This window comes from Phenylobacterium sp. (genome assembly GCF_036677185.1).
In the GTDB taxonomy this organism is placed as follows: Bacteria; Pseudomonadota; Alphaproteobacteria; order Caulobacterales; family Caulobacteraceae; genus Phenylobacterium.
The window spans coordinates 196191-220542 of the sequence record NZ_JAKFEN010000013.1; the positions used below are offsets into that span (position 1 = coordinate 196191).

The 24352-nt window shown below is 69.3% G+C and carries 24 protein-coding genes and 1 pseudogene; 12 read left to right on the plus strand and 13 right to left on the minus strand.

Annotated elements, in window-relative coordinates; translation table 11 throughout:
• Window positions 1-2: 2 nt before the first annotated feature.
• Window positions 3-2048, plus strand: a complete 2046-nt coding sequence (pbpC, locus tag V6M51_RS04565) for a penicillin-binding protein 1C (RefSeq protein WP_332765020.1) — start codon at window positions 3-5, stop codon at window positions 2046-2048.
• Here the strand turns inward: pbpC and maiA are convergent.
• Window positions 2045-2689 (minus strand): maleylacetoacetate isomerase, encoded by a 645-nt coding sequence (maiA, locus tag V6M51_RS04570; protein ID WP_332765022.1) that lies wholly within the window; start codon window positions 2687-2689, stop codon window positions 2045-2047. The two genes, pbpC and maiA, sit on opposite strands and share 4 nt — an antisense overlap.
• Complete coding sequence (locus V6M51_RS04575) at window positions 2686-3369, minus strand: fumarylacetoacetate hydrolase family protein (RefSeq protein WP_332765024.1); 684 nt, start codon at window positions 3367-3369, stop codon at window positions 2686-2688. Before V6M51_RS04575 ends, maiA begins: the two co-directional genes overlap by 4 nt.
• Window positions 3370-3608: 239 nt before the next feature.
• Between V6M51_RS04575 and V6M51_RS04580 the strand changes: the two are divergent.
• From V6M51_RS04580 to V6M51_RS04590, 3 genes and pseudogenes are all read left to right on the plus strand, one after another.
• A pseudogene (locus V6M51_RS04580) lies at window positions 3609-4244 on the plus strand (PEPxxWA-CTERM sorting domain-containing protein); the annotation flags it as partial.
• 87 nt (window positions 4245-4331) lie between these two features.
• Complete coding sequence (locus tag V6M51_RS04585) at window positions 4332-5537, plus strand: CaiB/BaiF CoA transferase family protein (protein WP_332765028.1); 1206 nt, start codon at window positions 4332-4334, stop codon at window positions 5535-5537.
• Between the two features lie 21 nt (window positions 5538-5558).
• Window positions 5559-6029, plus strand: coding sequence for a cupin domain-containing protein (locus V6M51_RS04590; RefSeq protein WP_332765029.1), 471 nt, complete (start codon window positions 5559-5561; stop codon window positions 6027-6029).
• On the opposite strand, the gene V6M51_RS04595 is transcribed toward V6M51_RS04590, so the two are convergent.
• Entirely contained in the window at window positions 6026-6589 is a 564-nt protein-coding gene (locus V6M51_RS04595; protein ID WP_332765031.1) for a TetR/AcrR family transcriptional regulator, read from the minus strand. The genes V6M51_RS04590 and V6M51_RS04595 overlap by 4 nt on opposite strands.
• Window positions 6590-6669: 80 nt before the next feature.
• Here V6M51_RS04595 and V6M51_RS04600 point away from each other — a divergent pair, with 80 nt between their 5' ends.
• Window positions 6670-7107 carry a PaaI family thioesterase gene (locus V6M51_RS04600; protein WP_332765033.1) on the plus strand — a complete coding sequence of 146 codons (438 nt, stop codon included), beginning with the start codon at window positions 6670-6672 and terminating at the stop codon, window positions 7105-7107.
• Window positions 7108-7165: 58 nt separating this feature from the next.
• Window positions 7166-8035: a crotonase/enoyl-CoA hydratase family protein gene (locus V6M51_RS04605; RefSeq protein WP_332765035.1), complete on the plus strand. Its 870-nt coding sequence runs from the start codon at window positions 7166-7168 to the stop codon at window positions 8033-8035.
• A gap of 7 nt (window positions 8036-8042) precedes the next feature.
• On the opposite strand, the gene V6M51_RS04610 is transcribed toward V6M51_RS04605, so the two are convergent.
• The 5 genes from V6M51_RS04610 to V6M51_RS04630 all read right to left on the minus strand — a co-directional run bounded on the left by V6M51_RS04610 (window position 8043) and on the right by V6M51_RS04630 (window position 12753).
• Window positions 8043-9134 carry a pentapeptide repeat-containing protein gene (locus tag V6M51_RS04610; protein ID WP_332765037.1) on the minus strand — a complete coding sequence of 364 codons (1092 nt, stop codon included), beginning with the start codon at window positions 9132-9134 and terminating at the stop codon, window positions 8043-8045.
• A gap of 241 nt (window positions 9135-9375) precedes the next feature.
• The gene (gene corA / locus V6M51_RS04615; protein WP_332765039.1) at window positions 9376-10329 is read right to left on the minus strand and encodes a magnesium/cobalt transporter CorA; all 954 of its coding nucleotides are present in this window, start codon (window positions 10327-10329) and stop codon (window positions 9376-9378) included.
• Between the two features lie 72 nt (window positions 10330-10401).
• Window positions 10402-11076 carry a CHAP domain-containing protein gene (locus tag V6M51_RS04620; protein ID WP_332765041.1) on the minus strand — a complete coding sequence of 225 codons (675 nt, stop codon included), beginning with the start codon at window positions 11074-11076 and terminating at the stop codon, window positions 10402-10404.
• A gap of 67 nt (window positions 11077-11143) precedes the next feature.
• Window positions 11144-12244: an acyltransferase family protein gene (locus V6M51_RS04625; protein ID WP_332765043.1), complete on the minus strand. Its 1101-nt coding sequence runs from the start codon at window positions 12242-12244 to the stop codon at window positions 11144-11146.
• A gap of 101 nt (window positions 12245-12345) precedes the next feature.
• A complete protein-coding gene (locus tag V6M51_RS04630) occupies window positions 12346-12753 on the minus strand; it encodes a VOC family protein (protein ID WP_332765044.1) in 408 nt (135 codons plus the stop codon).
• 71 nt (window positions 12754-12824) lie between these two features.
• On the opposite strand from V6M51_RS04630, the gene V6M51_RS04635 reads away from it, so the two are divergent.
• The 3 genes from V6M51_RS04635 to V6M51_RS04645 all read left to right on the plus strand — a co-directional run bounded on the left by V6M51_RS04635 (window position 12825) and on the right by V6M51_RS04645 (window position 16034).
• On the plus strand, window positions 12825-13403 hold the full coding sequence (locus tag V6M51_RS04635) for a TetR/AcrR family transcriptional regulator (protein ID WP_332765046.1): 579 nt from the start codon (window positions 12825-12827) through the stop codon (window positions 13401-13403).
• A 64-nt stretch (window positions 13404-13467) separates the two neighbouring features.
• Window positions 13468-14289 carry a TerC family protein gene (locus tag V6M51_RS04640; RefSeq protein WP_332765047.1) on the plus strand — a complete coding sequence of 274 codons (822 nt, stop codon included), beginning with the start codon at window positions 13468-13470 and terminating at the stop codon, window positions 14287-14289.
• A gap of 104 nt (window positions 14290-14393) precedes the next feature.
• On the plus strand, window positions 14394-16034 hold the full coding sequence (locus V6M51_RS04645) for an MDR family MFS transporter (protein ID WP_332765048.1): 1641 nt from the start codon (window positions 14394-14396) through the stop codon (window positions 16032-16034).
• A 149-nt stretch (window positions 16035-16183) separates the two neighbouring features.
• Here V6M51_RS04645 and V6M51_RS04650 read toward each other — a convergent pair whose 3' ends face one another.
• Entirely contained in the window at window positions 16184-18343 is a 2160-nt protein-coding gene (locus tag V6M51_RS04650; RefSeq protein ID WP_332765049.1) for a primosomal protein N', read from the minus strand.
• Window positions 18344-18421: 78 nt separating this feature from the next.
• Here V6M51_RS04650 and fsa point away from each other — a divergent pair, with 78 nt between their 5' ends.
• The 3 genes from fsa to V6M51_RS04665 are packed head-to-tail and all read left to right on the plus strand — an operon-like array spanning window position 18422 to window position 20692.
• The gene (fsa, locus tag V6M51_RS04655) at window positions 18422-19075 is read left to right on the plus strand and encodes a fructose-6-phosphate aldolase (RefSeq protein WP_332765051.1); all 654 of its coding nucleotides are present in this window, start codon (window positions 18422-18424) and stop codon (window positions 19073-19075) included.
• A gap of 16 nt (window positions 19076-19091) precedes the next feature.
• Entirely contained in the window at window positions 19092-19766 is a 675-nt protein-coding gene (locus V6M51_RS04660; RefSeq protein WP_332765053.1) for a DUF484 family protein, read from the plus strand.
• Window positions 19751-20692, plus strand: coding sequence for a tyrosine recombinase XerC (locus tag V6M51_RS04665; protein WP_332765055.1), 942 nt, complete (start codon window positions 19751-19753; stop codon window positions 20690-20692). Before V6M51_RS04660 ends, V6M51_RS04665 begins: the two co-directional genes overlap by 16 nt.
• 1 nt (window position 20693) lies before the next feature.
• Here the strand turns inward: V6M51_RS04665 and V6M51_RS04670 are convergent, their stop codons facing one another.
• From V6M51_RS04670 to odhB, 4 genes are all read right to left on the minus strand, one after another.
• On the minus strand, window positions 20694-20990 hold the full coding sequence (locus tag V6M51_RS04670) for a hypothetical protein (RefSeq protein WP_332765057.1): 297 nt from the start codon (window positions 20988-20990) through the stop codon (window positions 20694-20696).
• A gap of 65 nt (window positions 20991-21055) precedes the next feature.
• Entirely contained in the window at window positions 21056-22456 is a 1401-nt protein-coding gene (lpdA, locus tag V6M51_RS04675) for a dihydrolipoyl dehydrogenase (RefSeq protein ID WP_332765058.1), read from the minus strand.
• A gap of 78 nt (window positions 22457-22534) precedes the next feature.
• Entirely contained in the window at window positions 22535-23029 is a 495-nt protein-coding gene (locus V6M51_RS04680; protein ID WP_332765060.1) for a YybH family protein, read from the minus strand.
• A gap of 95 nt (window positions 23030-23124) precedes the next feature.
• A complete protein-coding gene (gene odhB, locus V6M51_RS04685) occupies window positions 23125-24339 on the minus strand; it encodes a 2-oxoglutarate dehydrogenase complex dihydrolipoyllysine-residue succinyltransferase (protein ID WP_332765062.1) in 1215 nt (404 codons plus the stop codon).
• Between the last annotated feature and the right edge of the window lie 13 nt (window positions 24340-24352).

Consider the following 24352-nt stretch of genomic DNA (forward strand, 5'->3'; position numbering starts at 1 on the left):
ACGTGGGAGGAAGAATCCGGGCCATCACCCTCGCCCTGATCGTCCTCCTCGCTGTCGAGGTCGCCGTCTTCAACTTCGACGCCATGCTGCCGCCGGACCTCTCGCGGGGCGAGCGGTCGTCGCCGGTGGCGCTGGATCGGCGGGGGGTGTGGCTGCGCGCCCTGCCGGTGGAGAACGGCCGCTGGCGGATCCGCGCGGACCTCAGCCGCACCGACCCCAGCTTCCTGCGTCGGCTGATCGCCGTCGAGGACGAGCGCTTCTGGCTGCATCGCGGGGTCGATCCCCTGGCCGTCGCCCGCGCCGGCGGTAGCGCCGTCGCCAGCGGCGCGGTCACCTCCGGCGCCTCGACGCTGACCATGCAAACCGCGCGGCTGCTGGAGCCCCGGCCGCGCAATCTCGGTTCCAAGCTGATCGAGATGATCCGAAGCCTGCAGATCGAAGCGCGGCTTTCGAAGCGCGAGATCCTGGCGCTCTATCTGACGCTCGCTCCCTATGGCGGCAACCTGGAGGGCGTTCGCGCCGCCAGCCTCTCCTATTTCGGCCAGGAGCCCGAGACCCTGACCCTCGGCCAGCAGGCCCTGCTGATCGCCCTGCCCCAGTCGCCCGAGGCCCGCCGACCCGACCGCCACCCGGAGGCCGCCCGCCCCGCCCGCCGCCAGGTGCTGGACAAGATGGTCCGCGTCCGCGTGATCACGGAGGCGCAGGCGCTCGAGGCCGAGACCGAGCCCCTGCCCGGCCGCGCGCCGTTCCCGGCCATGGCCTGGCACGCGGCCGGCGAGCTGGCCCGCGCCGCGCCGGTCAGCCAGGCCACGGTGGTCTCGACGCTCGACGCGCGGCTGCAATCCAAGCTCGAACCCCTGGCCGCCCAGGTCGCCCGCAGCCAGGGCCCCGAGGCCACCGCCGCCATCCTCGTGGTCGAGATCGAGGGCCGCGCCGTGCGCGGCGCCGTGGGCTCCGGCGGGCTGCAGCGGCCCGGCGGCTGGATCGACATGACCCGCGCCGTCCGGTCGCCCGGCTCGGCGCTGAAGCCCTTCATCTACGGCTTCGCCTTCGACGACGGGATCGCCGCGCCCGACACCCAGATCGACGATGCCGCCCGTCGGTTCGGCGACTACCAGCCGGAGAATTTCGACCGGGTGTTCCGCGGCAAGGTCACGGCCCGTGAGGCCCTGGCCAATTCCCTCAACGTCCCGGCGGTGGAGCTGCTGGACAAGCTCGGCCCCGCCGCCTTCGAGGCCCGGGTCGACGCGGCGGGCGTGAATCTGGTCCGGCCGCGGGCCGAGACCCGCGCGGCGGGCCTGGCCATGGCGCTGGGCGGGGTAGGGATCACCCTGCGCGACCTGGCGGTGCTCTATGCGGCGCTCGGCGACGGCGGCGTGGCCAAGCCGCTGGCCTGGACGCAGGTCGAGGCGGCGCGGCGCCAGGGCCAGGACGGCGAGCGGCTGATGCGCGTCGAGGCGGCCGCCCAGGTGCTGGACATCCTGCGCGAGACTCCGCCGCCGGCCGGCTCGACCCCCGTGGCCCTGACCCGGGACCGCCCGGTCATGGCCTTCAAGACCGGGACCTCCTACGGCTTCCGCGACGCCGTGGCCGCCGGGATCGTCGGGCGCTACGTCATCGTGGTCTGGACCGGGCGGGCCGATGGCGGGGCGCGCGGCGGACTGACCGGCCGCGACGCCGCCCTACCCCTGCTGTTCGACGTCGCTGACCAGCTCGACGCGCCGGCCTCGGCGCCCCGCCCTATCGCGCCGCGCGCGGCGCCTCAGGCGCTGGAGAGATTGGAACAGGCCGACCAAGGCCCGCGCCTGATCTTTCCGCCGGACGGCTCGACCGTGCAGGTGGAGGCCTTCGGCCCGGACGCGCGAGGGCTGGTGCTCGCCGCCGGCGGCGAGGACCTGGCCTGGTATGTCGAAGGCGCGCCGCTGGCCACCGACCCCGTTTCGGGCCGCACGGTCTGGCGCCCGAAGGGGCCGGGCTTCTACCGGCTGACCGTGGTGGACACGCAGGGCCGCAAGGCCTCGGCCCGGGTACGGGTCAAGGGCGGCTAGACCGGCTTCGCGTCGGGCTGGTTGTCCGGATGGGCGGCGATGAAGGCGTGGTGCTGGGCGGCGTGATCGGCCACGGCGCGGATGGCCGGGAACGGCTCCAGGTCGACCTTGTAGCGCTGGGCCGAATAGACCTGCGGGATCAGGCAGCAGTCGGTGATGGTGGGCGTGTCGCCGAAGGCGAAGCCCTGGCCGTATTTCGCCACCATCGGCTCCAGGGTCTGGAAGCCGTCGACGATCCAGCGTTCCACCCACTTGGCCCGGCGAGGCGCGCTGACCTCCATGGCCTCCAGGGCCCGGTTCACCCGCATATTGTTCAGCGGATGGATGTCGCAGGCGACGATGTCGGCCATGGCCCGCACCCGGGCGCGGTCGAGCGCGGCCTTGGGCAGCAGGGCCGGCTCGGGATGGGTCTCGTCCAGCCATTCGAGGATGGCCAGGCTCTGGGTCAGGATCTCGCCGTCGCCGATGTCCAGGGCCGGGGTCAGGCGCTGCGGGTTGACCGCGCGATAGGCCGCCTGGTGCTGGTTCCCCTCCAGCAGGTTCACCGCGACATAGCCGTAGTCGAGGCCCTTGAGCTGCAGGCCGATGCGCACGCGGTAGGGGGCGGTCGCCCGCCAGTAGGAGTGCAGGATCAGGCTCATGCGGTCACCGTGAACTGGAGTTGGCCGACGCCCTCGACCTCGCCCGTCACGAGATCGCCGACCGCCACGGGGCCGACGCCCTCGGGCGTGCCGGTGAAGATCAGGTCGCCGGGGGCCAGGGTCCAGAGCTTGGAGGCTTCGGAGATGATCTCGGCCAGGTTCCAGATCATGTCGGCCACCGTGGCGTCCTGACGGACCTCGCCATTGACGCTGAGCGAGATGCGACCCTGAGGCGCCTCGCCGGTCCAGGGGCGGATGGCCGAGATCGGGGCCGAGGCGTCGAAGCCTTTGGAGGCGTCCCACGGCTGGCCCTTGTCCTTGGCGGCGTTCTGCAGATCGCGGCGGGTGAGGTCGACGCCGACCGCGTAGCCGTAGACGCAGCCCAGGGCGGCATCCACCGGAATGTCCTTGCCGCCCGCCTTCAGCGCCACCACCAGCTCGATTTCATGGTGCAGGTTGGCCGTACGCGGCGGATAGGGCACGGCCCCGCCCGGCGGGACCACGGCGTCGGCCGGCTTGGCGAAGAAGAATGGCGGGTCGCGGTCGTCCCCGCCCATCTCGCGGCGGTGGGCGGCGTAGTTGCGGCCGACGCAGAGGATCCGGCGGACGGGAAAGGCGCGGGCCTCCCCCTGCACGGGCACGGCCACGAGGGACGGCGGGGTAAGGACATAGGCGCTCATGGCGCCGCCTTACGCCCGGGCGCGACCGATGTGAACCCCTGCCGCGGTGGGCGGGATCGCGTAGTGCAAACGGATCATGCGAGAAGCCCCCGCAGCCTCTACCTCGGCCCTTCCGCGCCCACGGGGCGCTTGAGCGGCCCGCGCCGCAATCTGGAGGTTTCATGCGTCGAGTTTCCCTGTTGGCCCTGGCCATGGTCGCCTTGGCCGACGGCCCCGCCGAGGCCGCGTCGCTGATCAACGGCGGCTTCGAACAGCCCGGTGTCGCCGCATCCATCTATCTGTCGCCCGGCAGCACCTACATCACCGGCTGGACGACGGTCGACGCCACGCCAGGCGGCGATAGCGACCTGCAATACTCGAACAACGCGGCGTTCATCAGCTATGGCGTCGTCGCTTCGGAAGGCAGCCACTATATCGACCTGACCGGCGTCAGCGGGCGCGGCAAGGGGGTGATCTCGGACGCGGTGGCGGTCACGGCCGGCAGCCTGTACAGGGTCTCGTTCGACGTCGGCGCCTTCTATGTCCGCGGCCAGGGCAGCTATGGCGACGCGACGGTCGATCTTCTGATCGACGGCGCGCTGGCGGGAAGCTTCACCAACGCCATGAGCCTGGGCTCGCCCGGTTCGGACTGGCAGCGGTTTTCCTACGACTTTACGGCTGACTCGCCGAGCGTGCGGTTGACCTTCCTCTCCAGCACGTCCCTGGCCTCCAGCAGCCTCGGCGTCGGGCTGGACAATGTCACCTTCGACAGCCTGGGCGGCCAGGCCGGCGGCAGCGCCGTGCCCGAGCCGGCGACCTGGGCGATGATGATCGCGGGCTTCGGCCTGGCAGGGGCCGGCCTGCGCCGTCGCCGCCAGGCCGCCGCGCTCGCCTGAAAGATCGCCGCGGCTCCTTCCACGCCATTGACAGGCGCGGCGGCGCCCCGCTCCAAGAGCGCGGACGCACATGGGAAGGAGCCGCAGATGAGCCACGCCGACAACAACGGGCCGCTGAAGGGCCTGAGGGTCGTCGAGATGGGCACCCTGATCGCCGGCCCGTTCTGCGGCCAGATCCTGGGGGATTTCGGCGCCGACGTGGTCAAGATCGAGGATCCGGGCACGGGCGATCCCATGCGCCAGTGGGGCCGCAGCCTGCCCAAAGGGCTGTCGCCCTGGTGGCCGGTGATCGGGCGCAACAAGCGCTCGGTGACGCTGAACCTGCGCACGCCGGAAGGGCGCGAGATCGCCGGCAAGCTGATCGACCAGGCCGACGTGCTGATCGAGAACTTCCGGCCCGGCACGCTGGAGAAGTGGGGCATGGGCTATGAAGCCCTGTCGGCCCGCAACCCGCGCCTGATCATGGCCAGGGTCTCCGGCTTCGGCCAGACCGGGCCCTATGCCAGCCGGGCGGGCTATGGCTTGATCGGCGAGGCCATGGGCGGCTTGCGCCACGTCACCGGCGAGCCCGACCGCCCTCCGGCGCGGGCCGGCATCTCCATCGGCGACAGCCTGACGGCCATGCACGCGGTCATGGGCATCACCATGGCCCTGCACGCGCGCACCAACACCGGCCGCGGCCAGGTCATCGACGCGGCCCTCTACGAGAGCGTGCTGGCGGTGATGGAGAACCTGGTCACCGAATACGACCTGACCGGCTATGTCCGCGAACGCTCGGGCTCGATCCTGCCCGGCATCGCGCCGTCCAACGTCTATCCCTGCGCCGGCGAGGGCATGATCCTGATCGGCGGCAACGGGGACACGGTCTTCGCGCGGCTCTGCGAGACCATGGGACGACCGGACCTGGCCAAGGACCCGAAGTTCGTCGACCACGCCGCGCGCGGGACGAACCAGCACGAGCTCGACCAGATCATCGCCGCCTGGACCAAGGGCTTCGAACTCGACGCCCTGCTGGCCCTGCTGGAGGAGAAGGCCATCCCCTCGGGCCGGGTGTTCCGCGCCCCGGACATGCTGGAGAACGAGCAATACCTGGCCCGCGACGCCATCGTGGAGACCGACCATCCGGTGTTCGGCAAGGTGAAGATGCAGAACGCCTTCCCGAAGATGTCGGAGACCCCCGGCGCGGTCCGCTGGCCGGGTCCGGAGCTGGGCCAGCACACCGACGAGGTGCTGGGGGGCCTGGGCCTGGACACGGCGAGGGTGGCGGAGCTGCGGGCCAAGGGGGTAGTCTGAGCCGATCCCTCGGAGCGGCCCATGTCCGACGACATCCCTGAAGACGGCTGGAAGCACAGCGGCGTCCGCGTCATCCCCGGCGACCAGCTCGACGACAACACCCCCCAGACGCCCGGCATGCATCGGGCCGCGGCGATCAACTTCGCCCGGGTCGGGGCCCAGAAGCTGTGGGCCGGGACGGTCCACATCCACGCCGACGCCAAGACCGGCGCCCACCATCACGGCCCCCTGGAGAGCGTGATCTACGTCCTGAAGGGCCGGGCGCGGATGCGCTGGGGCGAGAAGCTGGAATTCACCGCCGAGGCCGGTCCCGGTGATTTCATCTATGTGCCGCCCTTCGTGCCGCACCAGGAGATCAACGCCTCCACCGACGAGACCCTGGAATGCGTGCTGGTGCGTAGCGACAACGAGGCCGTGGTGGTCAATCTCGACATCGAGCCGGCGGAGAAGCCGGAGGGCGTCGCCTGGATCGACCCGATCCATAAGGCCTAAGCGTCGGCCGCGTAGCGCTCCACCAGACGGACCAAGGCGTCCTCGAGGCGAGGATCCTGCAGGTAGGGCGAGCCCTCCAGCACGGCGGCGCGGATCACGCCGAGGGTGGCCCGCGTCATCACGAAAGCGTCCAACGCCCCGCCATCGCCCGGCTGCCGGATCAGCCGCCCCGTAAGCCTGGCCTCCCGGTCCAGGGACTCCACGCTCTCCGCGGCCAGGATGGCCTTCAGCGCCGCGCGCCGCGTGGCGGGGCGATCGGCCAGGATCTCGATCTGCGCGCGGATGGCGAGGCGGGCCGGCGAAAGCTCCGGTCCCTCGGTCGCGAGCCTGGCCCGCACCTTCTCGTTCTCCCGCTTGGCGATGGCCACCAGGATCGCCTGCTTGTCGGCGAAGTACTCGTAGAGCGTCCCCACGCTCACCCCGGCCCTGGCGGCGATGGCGTTGGTGGTCAGGACGGCCTCGCCGCCCTCCTCTAGAATCCGAGCCGTCGCCTCGAAGATGGCGTCTCGCGTGGCCAGCGCACGCACCTGCTTTGGTTGTCGGCGTTGGGGTTTCGACATGGCGGACCGTTCTTCGATAAAGCCGAGTAGTCATAAGCGAGCTTAGCTCGGATTCTGCCGTCTTCGGAATGGAGACCGCAATGACCTGGGCGACCGAGAGACTGGATCAGATTAAGGCCGGCGTGGTCGATGCGCCCCCTGTCGTACGAACCCTTCACCTTGGATTGATCGACGACTGGGGCCCCGGCTGGGTTCGCAAGCGCTGGGAGCCGAAATCCGAGATCCTGAACGGCGACGGTTCGATGTTCGGCGGCTATGTCGCCGCCCTCGCGGACCAGATCCTGGCCTTCGCCACCATGACGGCGATCGCCGACGACGCCACCTATCGGACCATCAACCTGCAGGTCCAGTTCGTGAAGGTCGGCCGCGCCCACCCATTGATCATCGAGGGCCGGGTCGTGGCGTCGAGCCGCCAGCTGATCACCGTCGAGGCCGACTTCCGTCGCGAGGACGGCGAGCTGATCGCCAGGGCCGGGGCGCAACAGATCGTCCTGCCGGGCGCGCCCGTCTTCGGATGACCTTGGCTTCCCCGTCGTCACGGCGCGATGATGCCGCAACGAAATTGGGAGACGCGCCATGACGACCGCCATCGATGTGACCACCACCGACTGGACCTGTTTCGCCGTCACCATCGAGGACCATGTCGCGCACATCCAGTTGAAGCGGCCCGAGGCGATGAACACCATGGTCCGCGCCTTCTGGAACGAGCTGCCGGCCATCGTGAAAGACATCGACCACAACGCCCGCGCCCGGGCGATCGTCATCTCCTCCACCGGCAAGCACTTCAGCGCCGGGATGGACCTGGCGGTGTTCGGCGGCGGGGGCTCGACCTCCCAGAACCAGATTCAGGACCGCCACATCAACGCCGAGCAGCAGCGCCACCATATCCACTGGCTGCAGGACTGCTTCGGCTGCCTGGACGACGCGCGGATCCCGGTGATCGTGGCCATCCAGGGCGGCTGCATCGGCGGGGCGGTGGACATGACCAGCGCCTGCGACATCCGCTACGCCAGCGCCGACGCCTTCTTCTGCATCCAGGAGATCAACATCGGCATGACGGCCGACGTCGGCACCTTCCCGCGGCTGTGCAAACTGATCCCCGAGGGATGGGTGCGCGAGATGGCCTATACCGGCCGTCGCATGCCGGCCCAGAAGGCCAAGGAGATCGGCTGGGTCAACGAGGTGTTCGACACCCACGAGCAGTGCGTCGACCACGCGCTCGCCACCGCTCGCGAGATTGCGAACAAGGCGCCGCTGGCGGTCACCGGGTCCAAGGTGATGATCAACTACGCCCGCGACCACACCATCCGCGACGGGCTCGACTATATCGCCGTCTGGCAGACCGGCATGTTCTCCGGCGCCCACATGGGCGAGGCCTTCAAGGCCAAGGCGGAGAAGCGCGATCCCGAGTTCCAGGACCTGCAGCCCCTGCGCCACGAGATGTAGCCGGCGCCTAGACCTCCAGCTCCGCCCCGGCCAGGTCGCACAGCTCCATCCGCGCCTCATGCAGGTCGGCGCCCAGGAACCGCGCGCGGCGGGCGTGGGCGGTGCGTAGATCGGCATGACGCAGGGTCGCCCGCGACAGATCCGTGCGTGCGTAGCGGCCCGGCCCGATCTCGAGGGGGCCGAGTTGGGCCCCGCGCAGATTGGCCCGGCCGAGCTGGGCGTCGATCAGCTTGGCGCCGCGCAGGTCAGCCCCGCGCAGGTTCACGCCGCGCAGGTCGCAGCGGGAAAGGTCGGCGCCCTGCAGTTCGACGCCCTCCATGTCGAGGCCGAAGAACACCGAGCCCGGGGCGTGCAGGCCACTGAGCTTGCGGCGCCTGAGATTGCGCATGGGGCGGAAGTCGACGCCGTCGAGGCGGACCGCCTCGCCCGAGTCGCCGCCGCTGACGCAAAACGCCTCGTGGGCGTTGACCAGGCCCACCAGAGGCCGGTCGTCCACATAGACCACGGCCGGCGGGGTGTGCAGCGCCTCCGACAGGTCGGCGCCCTCCACCGTGGCGAAGGACAGGTCCACCCGCACCAGCACGGCGCGCCGCAGCGAGGCGCCCGAGAGGTCGGCCCCGGCGATGTCGGCGCCGGTGAGGTCGGCCCCGTCCAGGCGGGCCTTGATCAGCCGCGCCCCGCCCAGGAACGCCCCGGCCAGATTGGCCTCGGTGAAGTCGGTGGCGAGCGCGTTGGCGTTGGTCATCTGCGCGCCCGCGAGATTGGCGCCCGACAGCACGGCGAAGGACAGTTCGCCCGGCCCGCCGGTGTGGTCGAGATAGCGGAAGCCCTGGACGCGATCCTGCAGGGCGATGCGGCCCTCGCGCAGGTCGCAGCCGGCCAGGTTGGCGTCAGCCAGGTTGGCGCCGCGCAGGGAGGCGCCGCGCAGGTCGGCCTTGGCCAGGTTGGCCTTGCGCAGGTCGATGTCGCGCAGATCGGCGCCGAACAGCACCGCGCCGGCTAGATTGGCCCCGGCCATCAGGGCGCCGTTCAGCCGCGCCCCGGTCAGGTCGGCGTCGCGCAGATCGACCTTCTCGAGCTTGAGATGGCTAAGTTCCAAGTAACTAAGATTCGCTCGCCGGCCACCCGTGCGGCCCGAAAGATAACGCCGATGGAGGTCGAGCGCCTGACGCAACCTATCGGGATCGATACTTCTGAATATACTGGCGACAGCTGACATTCGGACCACGATAAGCTGGAAGGTCCGTAAGATGGTCTTACGCGCTTAAGGAACGGTTGCGACGCTAGGCCGGAATTTCCGTCAACCTTACCGTGGAAGCTTGGCTGTAGCGGTCGCGCGGCTACAGCCAGCCCTTCTTCTTGAACCACCAGAAGGGCGCAATGGCGGTCAGCACCATCAGCAACATGGCGAACGGATAGCCGAGCAGCCAGTGCAACTCCGGCATGTGGTCGAAGTTCATGCCGTAGATCGAGGCCACCAGGGTGGCCGGCAGGAACACCACCGCCACCACGGAGAAGAACTTGATGATGCTGTTCTGCTCGATGTTGATCAGGCCCAGCGCCGCATCGAGCAGGAACGAGATGTGGTTCGACAGGAAGCCGGAGTGCTCGGTGAGCGCCTGGATGTCGTGCTGGATGGAGACCAAGTGGCCGCGGCGGCCTTCGCGGTCCTGCAACTCGGGGGCCAGGGCGGCGAAACTGGCCAGCCGGCTGAGCGAGAGCTGGCTCTTGCGGATCATCGAGGTGACCGACTGGGCGCGCGCCAGGTCGCTGAGCATCGGGGCGAAGGCGGTCGAGGGCGGCCGGTTGAAGATCGCTACGGAGGTCTCCTGCACCAGGCTGGATTCCCGCTCCAGCACCTCGGCGGCCCGCTCGATCACCGCGTCCAGCAGCTCCAGCAGAACCTCGGCGCCCTCCTCGATCTGAACGTGCTTGCAGCGCTCGGCGAAGATGCGGAACGCCTTGAGCTGCTCATAGCGGATGGTGATCAGCACCCCCCGGGCCAGGACGAAGGTCACCGGCGTCGGGATCGGGTGCTGGTCCTCGCTATGCGACAGCAGGGTGGCGGTGAGGAAGGTCACCCCGTCCTCCTGGTAGAGCCGCGAGGACGGCTCCAGGTGGGCCATCTCCTCACGGGTGGGCAGGTCGATCTCGAAGGCCGCTTCGACCGCCAGCTCCTCCTCGCGGGTGGGCGAGACCAGGTCGATCCAGATGGCGTCCTCGGGCGGGCGCCAGGCCGCGCCGACGGGGTCCGTGACGAGGCCGGGCGCGGCGCGGCGAAGCAGGTTCAGCATGGGAATCTCCGCCACGGGCTCGACCCCATGTGCGGTGCTGCGCGCGAGCCGTCAACCGGCTCGCGCCAGGCGCTAGTCTTCCGTGGAGGGCTGGGTGGCGGCCTGGATGAGAGCGGCGATCCGGTCGGTGGAGTCGGCGGCCTGACCCAGCATCTGCAGGGGACCGGCGCCCGGACGGACCACCGAGACCACCTGGTTGGCCGCGCCTTGGGCCACGGCGATGGCGGCGTTCTGGGCCGAGTTGAAGCCGGAGCTGGCGGTGCGAACCGCCACGGCGTCCTGATAGATGAAGCCGTGGGTGGGATAGGTGGACGAGCCGAGGTCGCGGACAGGATCGTACCAGACCTTGACCTGCGACCAGTCGCCGGTGGGCGAGACGTCGATGACTGTGACGTCCTTCTCGATCTGACCGCGGGTCCCGCCAATGCGCGACCAGTTGGCGTGGCTGATCTGGATAACCCGGTCCGTGAGCACCTGGCTGACCACGGCCACGTGGCCCAGGCGCATCTTGCCGTTGGGCTTGAAGCAGAGGACCGCGCCGGCCTTCGGCGAAACGCCCGTGTCGTACTTCCCGACCGCCTGCTTCCACCAGGTCCAGGCGTCGCCATAGATCTGCACGCCGGACATCAGCCGGGCGAAGGGCACGCACTGCCAGTAGGTATCGGCAACGGCCCCGGAGACCGGCGCCAAGGTCATAACCGCTATGGCGGCCAGGGAGCCCAGAAGGGCTCTCGGTCGTTTCAGCATGTTAGAGGAACTCCCCACGAGTTACGTGCGTAGGGTTACCCATCCTCCATCCGGATGAAAAGACTCTTTATGCCTGTGCGGCCGAAGGTCGCCGCGACTCCCAAGAGTCAGCCATGAGCTTCATACGGGCGCGGGCCGGCTTTTCTATCAGATGATAGGAGGCCGCGGCCAGTGGAACCACGGATCCCAAGAAAACTAACCACAGCCATAGGGGCAGGCGTTCGTCAGTGATCTGCAAAACCTTGGACGCTGCATTCACGAACACTATCTTCCACGGCACGCAGACCATGTAGACGGAGTAGCTAACCTCGCCCAGATAGACGAGCGGGCGTTGCCCCAAGACCTCGCCACCCGTCTGGGCGGTGCGAGCCATGAAGAAGATCACCGCCCCCAGGCCGGTCACGATTAAGGCATCTGGGGCGCCGAAAGCCGACATTGTGAGCACGGCGCCCGTGGAAGCGGCAGATGCGACGGCCGCCGCCAGCCGATTCTGCGCTGGCTTGGCGCGCCAGAGCGAATGCAGGGCGCAGCCAAGGGCGAAACAGGGGACGATCCGCAGCGCGCCCCAGGCGATGGTGGCTTGGGTCAGCGGGAAGCCCGCCAGGGCCTGGAACGCCGCATAGAGGCCGGCCAGGAAAACCACCGCCAGGCCGACGGCCAGATAGGGCCGGTCCTTGAGCGCAAGCGCCGCCCAGGCGAAGGCCGGGAAGGACAGATAGGCGAACCACTCCGCCGAGATCGACCAGGAGGGATGGTTGAAGGCCGCCTGCGGGGCCAGGCCCCAGGCCTGCAGCATCAGCAGGTTCGCCGGCAGCGACTCCCAGGAGAGGATGTTGGCGTCGATGGCGAAACCGGCGAGGCCCGCGCCCACACCCAGCGCGATCATGCCCAGCAAGGTCGCCAGATGCAGCGGATAGACCCGCGCCAGCCGGTTCCAGAGGAAGGATCCGTAGCGGAAACGCCCGTCCTCCACGCTGGTCCGGTAGACGTGGCAGAGGATGAAGCCGGAGAGGATGAAGAACAGCTCCACCCCCAGATAGCCCTTCTCCACCACCATCGGGACGGCGCCGGCCACGTCGAGCTTGGGCCAGTAGTGGTAGATGACCACCCACATGGCCGCGAAGAACCTCAGCGAGGTCAGCGGCCGGATATTCTGCGCGTCGGTCATGGTCCCGTCCCGATTCGGCGCCGGGGAGGCGCGCTCGAAGGCCGGCGTGCAAACATCGTACGCGACCGACCCCAGGATGGCGCCAAAGCCTCACCATCCGGTTACGCGGTCATGTAACGGTCCCAGAAGCCTTCCGCGGGCTCGACCTGTTCGATGATGTCGACCCACAGGCCCGAGGGATCGAAGAAGCCGAACCGCAGCTGGCCGAAGGGCTCCTCGGTCAGCGGATAGTCGCAAACCAGGCCCTTGGCCCGGCAGGTCTCATAGGCCTGGGCCGCGTCCTCCACCTGCAGCTCGAAGCACATGCCCTTGCCTGGGAAGGGCTCCGGACCGGGCGGGGCCGAGGGATGGTCGGGGCTCATGAAGGCCATGGTCGCGCCCACCGCCTGCAGCAGGACGAACCAGTCGGCCTCGAAGACGACCTCGAACCCCAGGCGGGCGGTCCAGAAGTCGCGGCATTCGGCCAGCTTGGGCGTGACGATGATCGGATAGCGATCGACGAACCGCATGACGTTTTCCCTTGATCCGCACGGGTGGCGATCTAAGATACAGACAGTCTGTATGTCTAATGGAGAATCGCATGGGCGTGAAGGCGCAGAAGGCCGAGGCGACCCGCGCGGCCCTGATCGCCTCAGCCCGCGCCCTATTCGCCCGCGACGGCTACGGCGCCACCGGCACCGAGGCGATCCTGGCGGCCGCCGGCATGACGCGGGGCGCGCTCTACCACCACTTCGCCGACAAGCAGGCCCTGTTCGCCGCGGTCTGCGAGACCCTGCACGCCGAGGGCGAGCGCGCGATCGAGACCCATGCCGACGCCGCCCCTAACGCCTTCGCGGCCCTGATCGACGGTTGCCTGGCCTTCCTGGACTTCGTGGTGCGGCCCGAGGTGCGCCGCATCCTGATCCTGGAGGCGCCGGGGGTGCTGGGCTGGGACCAGTGGAACGAGATGGACCGCCGCCACGGTTTCGGCCTGCTGATCGAGGGGGTGGGGGCCGCGGTGGCCGAGGGCTCGCTCCACGGCGACCCGCAGACCCTGGCGGTGATGATCAACGGGGCGCTCAACTACGGCGTGGTCTGGGCCGGACAGTCGGACGATCCCACGGCCCTGCGGCGGCTGAAGGCCGGCTTCGTCGACCTGATGGAGTCCCTGCGCCGATAAGCGGCCCTGGCGGGGGCGGCGTTCTGCGTTAGATACAAGCGACCGACACCTCGAGAGGATCCCTATGGATAGCCTGATGGCCCTTGCCGCCGATCCCACGGTATGGGCGGCGCTGATCACGCTTATCGTCATGGAGGTCGTCCTCGGGATCGATAATCTGGTCTTCATCTCGATCCTCTCCAACAAGCTGCCCGCCGAACAGCGCACCCGCGCCCGGCGCATCGGCATTGGCCTGGCCCTGGTCATGCGCCTGGTGCTGCTGTCCACCCTCGCCTTCATCGTGGGGCTGACCGCGCCGGTGTTCGAACTGCCCTGGCAAGGCGCGTTGGACGCGCATGGCGAACCGGCCTGGGAGCTCGCCTTCTCATGGCGCGACCTGATCCTGATCGCCGGCGGCCTGTTCCTGGTCTGGAAGGCCACCACCGAGATTCACCACACCATGGACCCGACGCCCAACGACGACGTCTTCGACACCAAGGCCGTGGTGGGCCTGAACTTCGGCGCGGCCATCGTCCAGATCATCCTGTTGGACATCGTGTTCTCGATCGACTCGATCCTCACCGCCGTCGGCATGACCGACCACCTGGTGGTGATGATCGTCGCCGTGGTGATCACGGTGGGCATCATGCTGGTCGCCGCCGATCCCCTGGCCGACTTCATCAACAACAACCCGACCGTGGTGATGCTGGCCCTGGGCTTCCTGCTGATGATCGGCGCGGTGCTGATCGCCGACGGCTTCGGCGTGCATGTGCCCAAGGGCTATATCTACGCGGCCATGGCGTTCTCAGGCTTGGTGGAGGGCCTCAACATGGCCTCGCGCGCCGCCAGCCGGAAACGTAACCCGCCGGAAACACAGGGCGGCGAAACGCCTGATAGACTGCACTAGGTTTCATCGTGGGACGGATGATCATTCTTCCGTTCGTCCCGCCGGAACCCGACTGAGAATAATAGATTGGGGGCGGCCCATTTTGGCCGCTACGGAAACGCCGATTGAACGAGCCTCACGTCCATAGCGACGACGAGCGCCGGCTTACGCTCATCTCCGTGATGATCGTCTTCCTGCTGGCCGCCATGAGCCAGACAGTCATCGCCACCGCCATGCCGCGGATCGTCGGCGACCTGTCGGGGCTGCACCTCTACGCCTGGGCCACCACCGCCTATCTACTGGCCTCCACGGTCATGGTGCCGATCTGGGGCAAGCTGGGCGACCTCTATGGGCGCAAGGTGGTCCTGCTCACCGGCATCGGCCTGTTCCTGGCCGGCTCCTGGCTGGCCGGGCTGGCGGGCGAGTTCGGCGACCTGCCGCTGCTGGGCGGCGGCATGACCCAGCTCATCGCCTTCCGGGGGATCCAGGGCCTGGGCGGCGGGGCGCTCTTCACCACCGCCTTCGCCATCCTCGCCGACCTGTTCGCGCCGCGAGAGCGGGCCAAGTTCTCGGGCCTGTTCGGCTCGATCTTCGGAATCTCCAGCCTGTTCGGACCCCTGGTGGGCGGGTTCCTGACCGACCACGGGACGGTGATCCTGTTCGGCCACCTGATCGCCGGCTGGCGTTGGGTGTTCTTCTTCAACATCCCGTTCGCGCTGGCGGCCGTCGCCATGATCGTCTGGAAGATGCCCACCCTGCCCCAGCGGGGCGGCGGCGGGATCGACTGGTTCGGGGCGGCCCTGATCGTGGCGGCCTTCGTCCCCCTGCTGCTGGCCATCACCTGGGGCGGACGCGAGCATCCCTGGGGCTCGCCGCTGATCGTCGGCATGCTGGCCTGGTCAGCCGCCGGGGTGGCGGCCTTCCTGTGGATCGAGACCAAGGTCCGAGATCCCATCCTGCCGCTGGAACTGTTCGCCAACCGCACCTTCGTCACCGCCAATGGCGCGGCCTTCGTCTACTCCATGGCCTTCATGGGAGTGTCGAGCTTCCTGCCGCTCTATATGCAGGTGGGCCAGGGCATCCCGGCCACCACCAGCGGCCTGACCATGCTGGCCCTGATGGGCGGCTTCGTCTTATCCTCGACGATCTGTGGCCAGCTGGTCACCCGCACTGGCCACTTCAAGCCGTTCATGATCGGCGGCGGCGCCATGCTGGTGCTGGGCGCCGTCCTGCTCTGCTTCATCGGCCCGGACACCTCGATGCTCGACCTGGCCTGGCGGCTGCTGATCTTCGGCATCGGCCTGGGACCGGGCCAAAGCCTATTCAGCCTGGCGGTGCAGAACGCCGTGCCCTTCCATCAGCTTGGCGTGGCGACCTCGTCGAGCCAGTTCACCCGCCAGATCGGCTCGACCATCGGCGTGGCCCTGTTCGGCGCCCTGCTGACCGCGGGCCTAGCCGGGGAGCTGGAGCGCCACGCCGCCGCCGATCCCGCCGCCCAGGTACGGGTGCTGGATCTCGGCGACCTGCAGAGGATGGCCCTGGACCGCACCCTACACCCGGAAGAGGCCGTCGCCCGCGCCGCCGACCCGGTGCTCCGCGCCCAGGAACGGACCGTGCGCGAGAGCTTCTCCGTGGCCATCGTCCACGGGATGATCTTCACCCTGGTCGTGCTGGTGGCGGGCTTCGTGCTGATGCTGATGGTGCCCGCCGCGCCCCTGCGCGAGAGCCCGCTCCGGCCGGCGGCCAAGCCGGAGGCGGCGGAATAGAGCGCCTCCTTTCCCTCCCCTTTATGGGGAGGGCAGACCGCGTAGCGGTCGAGGGTGGGGCTTTCCGAAGCTCCGATGAGGTGGCCGGAAGTCCCCCATCCTGATCCCTTCGGGATCGTCCCTCCCCATAAAGGGGAGGGAAAAGGGACTCACAGAAAACTGTACGGATCCACGTCGATCGACACCCGGATCGCGCCGGGCGGTCGCACCCGCGCCCGCCAGGTCGCCAGATAGGCCGAGAGGTCCACCGTGCGATCGGCCCGCACCAGGAACCGCTTGCGGCGGCGCCCGCGCACCAGGCCCAAGGGCGCGTCGGCGGGGCCGTAGACCTCCACCCCCTCGGCGTTGGGCGCGGCCTCGGCCATGGTCCGCACGAAGGCTTCCAGGGCTTGGGGGTCGGGGCCCGAGACCACGATCGCCCCCAGCCGGCCGAACGGCGGCAGCTTCATGATCTCGCGCTCGGCCATCTCGGCCTCGACGAAGGCGTCGCGGTCCTGGGCCTTGAGCGCCTGCATCACCGCATGCTCGGGCGCGTAGGTCTGCAGCAGGGCGCGGCCCGGCCGGTCCTTGCGCCCGGCCCGGCCCGTGGCCTGGGCCAGCAGCTGGTAGGTCCGCTCGGCCGCCCGCAGGTCGCCGCCGCGCAGGCCGAGGTCGGCGTCGACCACCCCCACCAGGGTCAGCTTGGGGAAGTTGTGGCCCTTAGCCGCGGCCTGGGTCGCCACTAGAATATCGATCTCGCCCTCGGCCATGGAGGCCACTAGCCGCCGCGCCTCCTTGGCGTCCCAGACAGTGTCGGACGAGAAGACCGAGATCCGCGCCTCCGGGAAGAGGCCGCGCGCCTCCTCCTCCACCCGCTCCACGCCCGGGCCGATGGAGGTCAGGCTGTCGCGGGCGCCGCAATGGGGGCACTTCTCCGGCTTGGGCATGGAGAAGCCGGTGAGGTGGCAGACCAGCCGGCCGGTATAGCGGTGCTCCACCAGCCAGGAATCGGAGTCCGGCGAGGTCATCCGCTCGCCGCAGGCCTTGCACAACACCAGGGGCGCATAGCCCCGGCGGTTGAGGAACAGCAGGGTCTGCTCCCCGGCGGCGAAGGTCTCCACCATGGCCTGGACCAAGGGCGGCGAAAGCCAGCGCCCGGTCTCCGGCGGGGTCTCCCGCAGGTCGATCAGCGAGATGTCCGGCAGCCGCGCCACCCCATGGCGCGAGGAGAGCTTCAGCCAGCGATAGCGGCCCGTCTCGGCGTTGCGCAGGGATTCCAGGGACGGGGTCGCCGAGGCCAGGACCACGGCGGCCCGCTCGATCATGCCGCGCGCCACCGCCAGGTCACGGGCCTGGTAGATGAAGCCCTCGTCCTGCTTGTAGGAGCTGTCGTGCTCCTCATCGACGACGATCAGGGCCAGGTTGGTGAAGGGCAGGAAGAGCGCGGAGCGGGCGCCGACCACGATGCGGCAGCCGCCGGTGGCGACCGCCTCCCAGACCCTGCGGCGCATGGGCGGGGCGACGTCGGAATGCCACTCGCCGGGCCGGGCGCCGAACCGACTCTCGAAGCGAGCGATCACCGCCTGAGTCAGGGCGATCTCCGGCAGCAGCACGAGGACCTGGGCGGCGGGATCGCGGGCCAGGGCCTCGGCGGCGGCCTCCAGATAGACCTCGGTCTTGCCCGAGCCCGTCACCCCGTCCAGCAGGGCGACATTGAAGCCGCCTTCACGGACCATGGCCTTCAGGGCTTCGGCGGCGGCGGACTGGCTGGCGTTGAGCGGATGGCCGGCCAGGGCCAGGTCGGGCTCGGGATAGCGGCTCTCGGGGACGATCAGCTTGAGGATCAGGGCGCCGTCGTCCACCAGGCCCTTGACCACGCCTGAGGACACTCCGGCGGCCCGGGCCAGATCGGCCGGCGAAAGGGGATCGACGGCGGCCTCAAGCACCTTGGCGCGGGCGGGGGTCATCCGGGCGGGCGCGACGCCGGTGAGCTCCATCACCTTTTCCGGCCTCGCCTTGGGCGCGCGAGCGCCGCGGGTGGCGATGGCGAGCGGCGATCCCGGTGAATCGACCGAATAGCGCGCCGCCCATTGGATGAACTCCAGGGTGCCGGGCGGCAGCGGCGGATCGTCCAGCTTGGCCTCGATGGCCTTCAGCGGCCGGTTGCCGCCGGCGGCCTCGCGCAGGGCGGTGACCACGCCGCGCAACAGCCGGGGCCCCAGGGGCGCGGCCACCTGGTCGCCGACCTGCAGGTCCATGCCCTCCGGCTCGGCATAGTCGAACGCCTCGGGCAGGGGCATGGGCAGGAGGACGGAGGCGATGCGGCTCATGGCCTCGCCCAGATAGGCTGGTCCACGCGCCGCGCAACCGCTAAACAGCCGGCCGAACCCCGCGCCAGAAGGTCACCCATGCAGCTCTTTCTCGACACCACCGACACGGCCGTCCTCAAGGATCTCGCCGCCACCGGCCTGGTCGACGGGGTGACCACCAATCCGACGCTGATCGCCAAGTCCGGCCGTCCCATGCTGGAGGTCATCGCCGAGATTTGCGACCTCGTCGAGGGGCCTGTGAGCGCCGAGGTCACCTCGACCGACGCCGCCGGCATGCTGGCCGAGGGCGCGAAGCTCGCCGCTGTCGCCACCAACGTCGTGGTCAAGGTGCCGCTCACCCGCGATGGCTTGATCGCCTGCGCGGAATTCGCCGTCCAGGGCATCTCCACCAATGTCACCCTGTGCTTCTCCGCGGCCCAGGCCCTGCTGGCCGCCAAGGCCGGCGCCACCTACATCTCGCCCTTCATCGGCCGCCTGGACGACTACGGCATGGAGGGGATGGACCTGATCAGCGAGATCCGCGCCATCTACGACAACTATGATTTCGACACCGAAATCCTGGCCGCCTCGATCCGGAATCCGGGCCACGTAACGGCCGCCGCGCTTGCCGGCGCCGACTGTGCGACCATTCCGCCCAGTGTTTTCTTGGACCTCTTCAAGCACCCGTTAACCGAGAAGGGGCTTGAAATGTTCTTGAGCGACTGGGCCAAGACGGGTCAGTCCATCCTGTAAAACACGGGGACTGAACATGGACGGCGCGCAGGCGAAGGATCACGGTTTGGGGTCCGACGAGGTCCGGGCCTTCCTGTCCGACAATCCGCAGTTCCTGCGCGACGATCCCGCCCTGCTGGCCGAGCTGGGCCTGCGGCCCGACGCGGCCAATGTGCTCGACTTCGGTCCGGCGGCGCTGGCCCGGGTGCACGAGGCCCACAAGCGCGAGGCCGGCGCGCGCCGCCGCCTCGAGGCCACCGCCCGCGCCAACTTCGCCGCCCAGGCCCAGACCCACGGCGCCGTGGTCGACCTGCTGGAGGCCCGCAACCACGCCGACCTGGCCCGCCGGGTGGACGAACTGGCCCAGCTCCGCTTCGGCCTGGCCGCAGGCGTGGTGGCCCTATCCGGTCCCGAGCGCACGCCGGCCGGCTGGCGCATGCTGGTCGAGGGCCAGATCGACATGATCATCGGCCACCAGCGCGTGGCCCTGATGGGCTTCCAGCCCACGGCGCTCGGCCTGTTCGGCGACCGCGCCGACAGCGTCCGCTCCATGGCCATGGTCCGCATGGCGATCTGGGAGCCGTCCCGCGAGGGCCTGCTGGCCTTCGGCTCGGCCGACGAGAACGGCTTCACCGAGGACATGGGCGCCGAACTGGTCGCCTTCCTCGCCCGTGTGGTCGAAAGGACCGCGGAGCGTTGGCCAGTCCTTTAACTTCAAGTTCTTTAGCCGCCCGCGACGCCCTGCGGCTCTGGCTGGAGCACCTGGCCAAGGAGCGCCGCGCCTCGCCCCGCACAGTCGAGGCCTACAGCTTCGCCGCCGGCCGCTACATCGCCTTCCTGGAACAGTATCGCGGCGAGGCCCTGTCCCTCGCCGCCATGGGCACGCTCAGCGCCGGCGAGGTCCGCGCCTGGCTGGCGCACCTGCGACAGGGCGACAAGCCACTATCGCCGCGCTCGCTCTCCCAGGCCCTGTCGGCGATCCGCACCTTCCACCGCTATCTCGACATCCGCCTCGACACGCCCAACCCCGCCGTCGCCTTGGTGCGCGGACCTCGCGTGGTCCCCAGCGCGCCGCGTCCGGTCAGCGAGGACCAGGCGCGCGGCATGCTGGCCGAGCCCGGCCTCGATCCCGACCGCGAGGACTGGGAGGCCAGCCGCGACGAGGCCGTTCTGACCCTGCTCTATGGTTGCGGCCTGCGGATCTCCGAAGCCCTGTCGCTGAAGCGCTCCGACGCGCCGCTGGGCGCCTCGCTCAGGATCCTCGGCAAGGGCTCGAAGACTCGCATCGTCCCGGTGCTGCCCGCCGTGCGCGACGCCGTCGACGCCTATCTGGCCGACCTGCCCTTCGCGCTATCCCCCGACCAGCCGCTGTTCCGCGCCAAGCGTGGCGGCGCCCTAAGTCCGCGCCACGTCCAGGCCACGGTGCAAATGCTGCGCGGGCGGCTCGGCCTGCCCGACAGCGCCACGCCCCATGCCCTGCGCCACTCCTTCGCCACCCATCTGCTGGGGGCCGGCGCGGACCTGCGCTCGATCCAGGAACTGCTCGGCCACGCCTCGCTGTCGACCACCCAGCGCTACACCGAAGTCGACGCCGAGGCCCTGCTCGGGGCCTACGCCAAGGCCCATCCGCACGCCTGAGCTATTTGGTGAAGCGCCCGTCGCCCTCGACGTTCTCGCGGACGACCGTCGAGACAGCGCAACCGCCGACCGAGCGGGCGACGGCGAGTTCCAGGTTCGCGGGCGGCATGCCTTCGAGCGACCGGGCGCCGCCATCGCCCCGTTGGTCCTGGGGACGCAGCAGGAGCGCGGGCTCCCTGGAGCGGACCATCATTCGGCCCTCGGCCGGGCAATCCCCCGGCCGGACACGGTGCATCGTCATGCGGAGCGGCGGCGGGGCCGCCACAAGGCTCGCGGCGAGCAGGGCAGAGACGATCATGGCGAACCCTCCTGTAGACGATGGAGACTAGACCCGGCGCCGGCTGCCCGGAAGTTAACTCGCCGTCAGGCCTGCATGGTCCAGCCCTCGACGCCCATGGCCGCCTGGCGGCCGGCCTCGGAGCGGGTCGGATGAGGATGGCAGGTGCGCGCCACGTCCTCGCTGGCGGCCTTGAAGGCCATGGCCACGCAATATTCGCCGATCATCTCGCCGGCCTGGGGACCGACGATGTGGACGCCCAGGATCTCGTCGGTCTTGGCGTCGGCCAAGACCTTGGCGAAGCCCTCGGTCTCGTGGTTGATCTTCGCCCGGCTGTTGGCGCTGAACGGGAACTTGCCGGCCTTGTAGGTCACGCCGGCCTCCTTGAGCTGCTCCTCGGTCTGGCCGACCCAGGCCACTTCCGGCGAGGTGTAGACCACGCTGGGGACCAGATTGTAGTCCACGTGGCCCCACTTGCCGGCGATCATCTCGATGCAGGCCACCGCGTCTTCCTCGGCCTTGTGGGCCAGCATGGGACCCAGGATGGCGTCACCGATCGCCCAGACGCCCGGGGCGGAGGTCTTGAAGTGGTCGGTGGGAATGAAGCCGCGCTTGTCGGGGACGACACCCACGCTCTCCAGGCCCAGGCCCTCGGTATAGGGCCGCCGACCGATGGCCAGCAGGACATAGTCGGCGGTCAGCGTCTCAGCCGCGCCGCCGGCCACCGGCTCGACGGTCAGCGAGACGTTCGACTTGCCGGCCTTGGCGGCGGTCACCTTCGACGACAGCTTGAAGGCGATCCCCTGCTTGGTCAGGGAGCGCTGGAAGGTCTTGGCCGTCTCGGCGTCCATGCCAGGCGTGATGCGGTCCAGGAACTCCACCACGGTGACCTCGGCGCCGAGACGGCGCCACACCGAGCCCAGCTCCAGGCCGATGATGCCGGCGCCGATGACGATCAAGCTCTTGGGGACTTCCGGCAGCGACAGGGCGCCGGTGGAATCGACGATGCGCTTCTGGTCGACCTCGACGCCCGGCAGGGGCGAGGGCTCCGAGCCGGTGGCGATGACGATATTGGCGGTCTCGAGCGTGGTGACGGCGCCGTCCTCGGCGGTGACCTCGACCTTGCCCTGGCCGACGATCTTGCCGGCGCCCTTCACCCAGTCGACCTTGTTCTTCTTGAACAGGAACTCGACGCCCTTGGTGAGAGCCGTCACCGACTCCCCCTTCTGCTTCATCATCTGAACCAGGTTGAGCTTGGGCTTCACCTCGATGCCCAGGGTGGCGAACTCGGCGCCGGCCGCGGCCTCGTAAAGTTCTGAGGCGTGCAACAGGGCCTTGGAGGGCATGCAGCCGACGTTCAGGCAGGTGCCGCCCAGGGTCACCCGCTTCTCCACCACCGCGACCTTGAGGCCGAGCTGACCCGCGCGGATGCCCGCATTGTATCCGCCGGGGCCGCCCCCGATGATGATGACGTCGTATTGGGCCATGGGTTCTCAAGACCTGCTGGAAGGAGTGCGGCCCAGATATAGGAGCTTCGCGCGCGAGGCGAGGCTTGGACTCGATTTTCAGGAGTTTGGCGGTGCGTCGATCGGCGTGTTCTGGTCGACCACCAGGCCCCAGCGCCCGCTCTCCAGGGCGAAGGTCAGGGCCAGCCAGGAGGTGATGTGCTTCGGCGCGCCGCCGACTCCGTTCGAAGTGTAGCGGTAGCGGATCAGGGCGTGGGCCAGTCCAGGGGATTCGATCACCCTGACGATCTCCGGCTCCAGCTTTCCATCATCCTTCGACTCGAACCAGGCCTGGTGGAAGTCCACGTACTGTTGCCGCGTCTCCAGCGCCTGGCCGCCGGGCATGATCATGATCAACGCCTTGCCGGCCGTGAGGGTCGGCAGCAGAGCCGGCATGTCACGGGCCGCGATCGCCGCCACGTGCGTCTCGACGGTGGCGCGGGCTGACGGCGCGGCCATGGCCATGGGCGCCCAGGCCGCGAGCGTGGTCGCGACTCCGGCGGCGGTCAGACTGGCGAGGGCGTGGCGACGGCCCCTCGGCGTGCGGTTCGACATCTCGTTGCTCCCATTTGCGGACGGCGCGCGGCGCCTGATGCAAACAGCGACGAACGAGGGCGCCGCGGATCGACGTGCGACCTGCGATTTCCGCCCTAGACGTCCAGCAGCAGCCGTTGCGGGTCTTCGAGGGCTTCCTTGACCCGGACCAGGAAGGTCACCGCGCCCTGGCCGTCGACGATGCGGTGGTCGTAGCTGAGCGCCAGGTACATCATCGGCCGGATCACCACCTGGCCGCCCATGGCCATGGGCCGATCCTGGATCTTGTGCATGCCGAGGATCCCCGACTGCGGCGCGTTGAGGATCGGGGTCGACATCAGCGATCCGTAGACCCCGCCGTTGGAGATGGTGAAGGTGCCGCCCTGCAGGTCTTCCAGGGCCAGATGGCCGTCGCGGGCCTTCTTGCCCAGCGCGGCGATACCCTTCTCGACACCCGACAGCGACAGAGTGTCGGCGTCGCGCAGGACCGGGACCACCAGGCCCTTCTCGGTGCCGACCGCCACCCCGATGTCGTAGTGATTCTTGTAGATGATGTCCGTGCCGTCGATCTCGGCATTGACGTCGGGCACGTGCTTCAGGCCGTGGATCACCGCCTTCACGAAGAAGCTCATGAAGCCGAGCTTGACCCCGTGGGCCTTCTCGAAGCCGTCCTTGTACTGGTTGCGCAGCGCCATGATGGCGCTCATGTCGACCTCGTTGAACGTGGTCAGCATGGCCGCCGCGTTCTGGGCCTCCTTCAGCCGGCGCGCGATGGTCTGGCGCAGGCGGGTCATCTTCACGCGCTCTTCGCGCTCGTGGATCTCGCGCGGGGCCGAGGGCGCCGGAGCCGGGGCCGGAGCCTTGGCGCGGGCCTCCAGGGCCGCCAGGGCGTCGCCCTTGGTCACCCGGCCATCCTTGCCGGAGCCGGCGATGGCTGAGGCGTCGAGGCTGTTCTCGGCCACGATGCGCTGGGCCGACGGCGCCAGCGGCGCGGCGGCAGGCTTCGGAGCCTCCGCCTTGGGGGCCGGGGCGGGTTCGGGCGCCTTGGCGGGAGCGGCCTCGGCCTTGGGCGCCGGAGCCGGCTTGGCGCCGGCCGCGCCCTCGGTCAGGCGGCCCAGGACCGCGCCGGGCTCGACCGTGGCGCCTTCTTCGGCGTTGATCTCGGTCAGCACCCCGTCGGCGGGGGCGGCGACTTCCAGGCTGACCTTGTCGGTTTCCAGCTCGACCAGGATCTCGTCCTTCCGAACCGCGTCCCCGGCTTTCTTGGTCCAGCGCGCCACCGTCGCCTCGGTGACGGACTCGCCCAGGGCGGGAGTCATGATGTCGGCCATTGGAAGTTCCTGT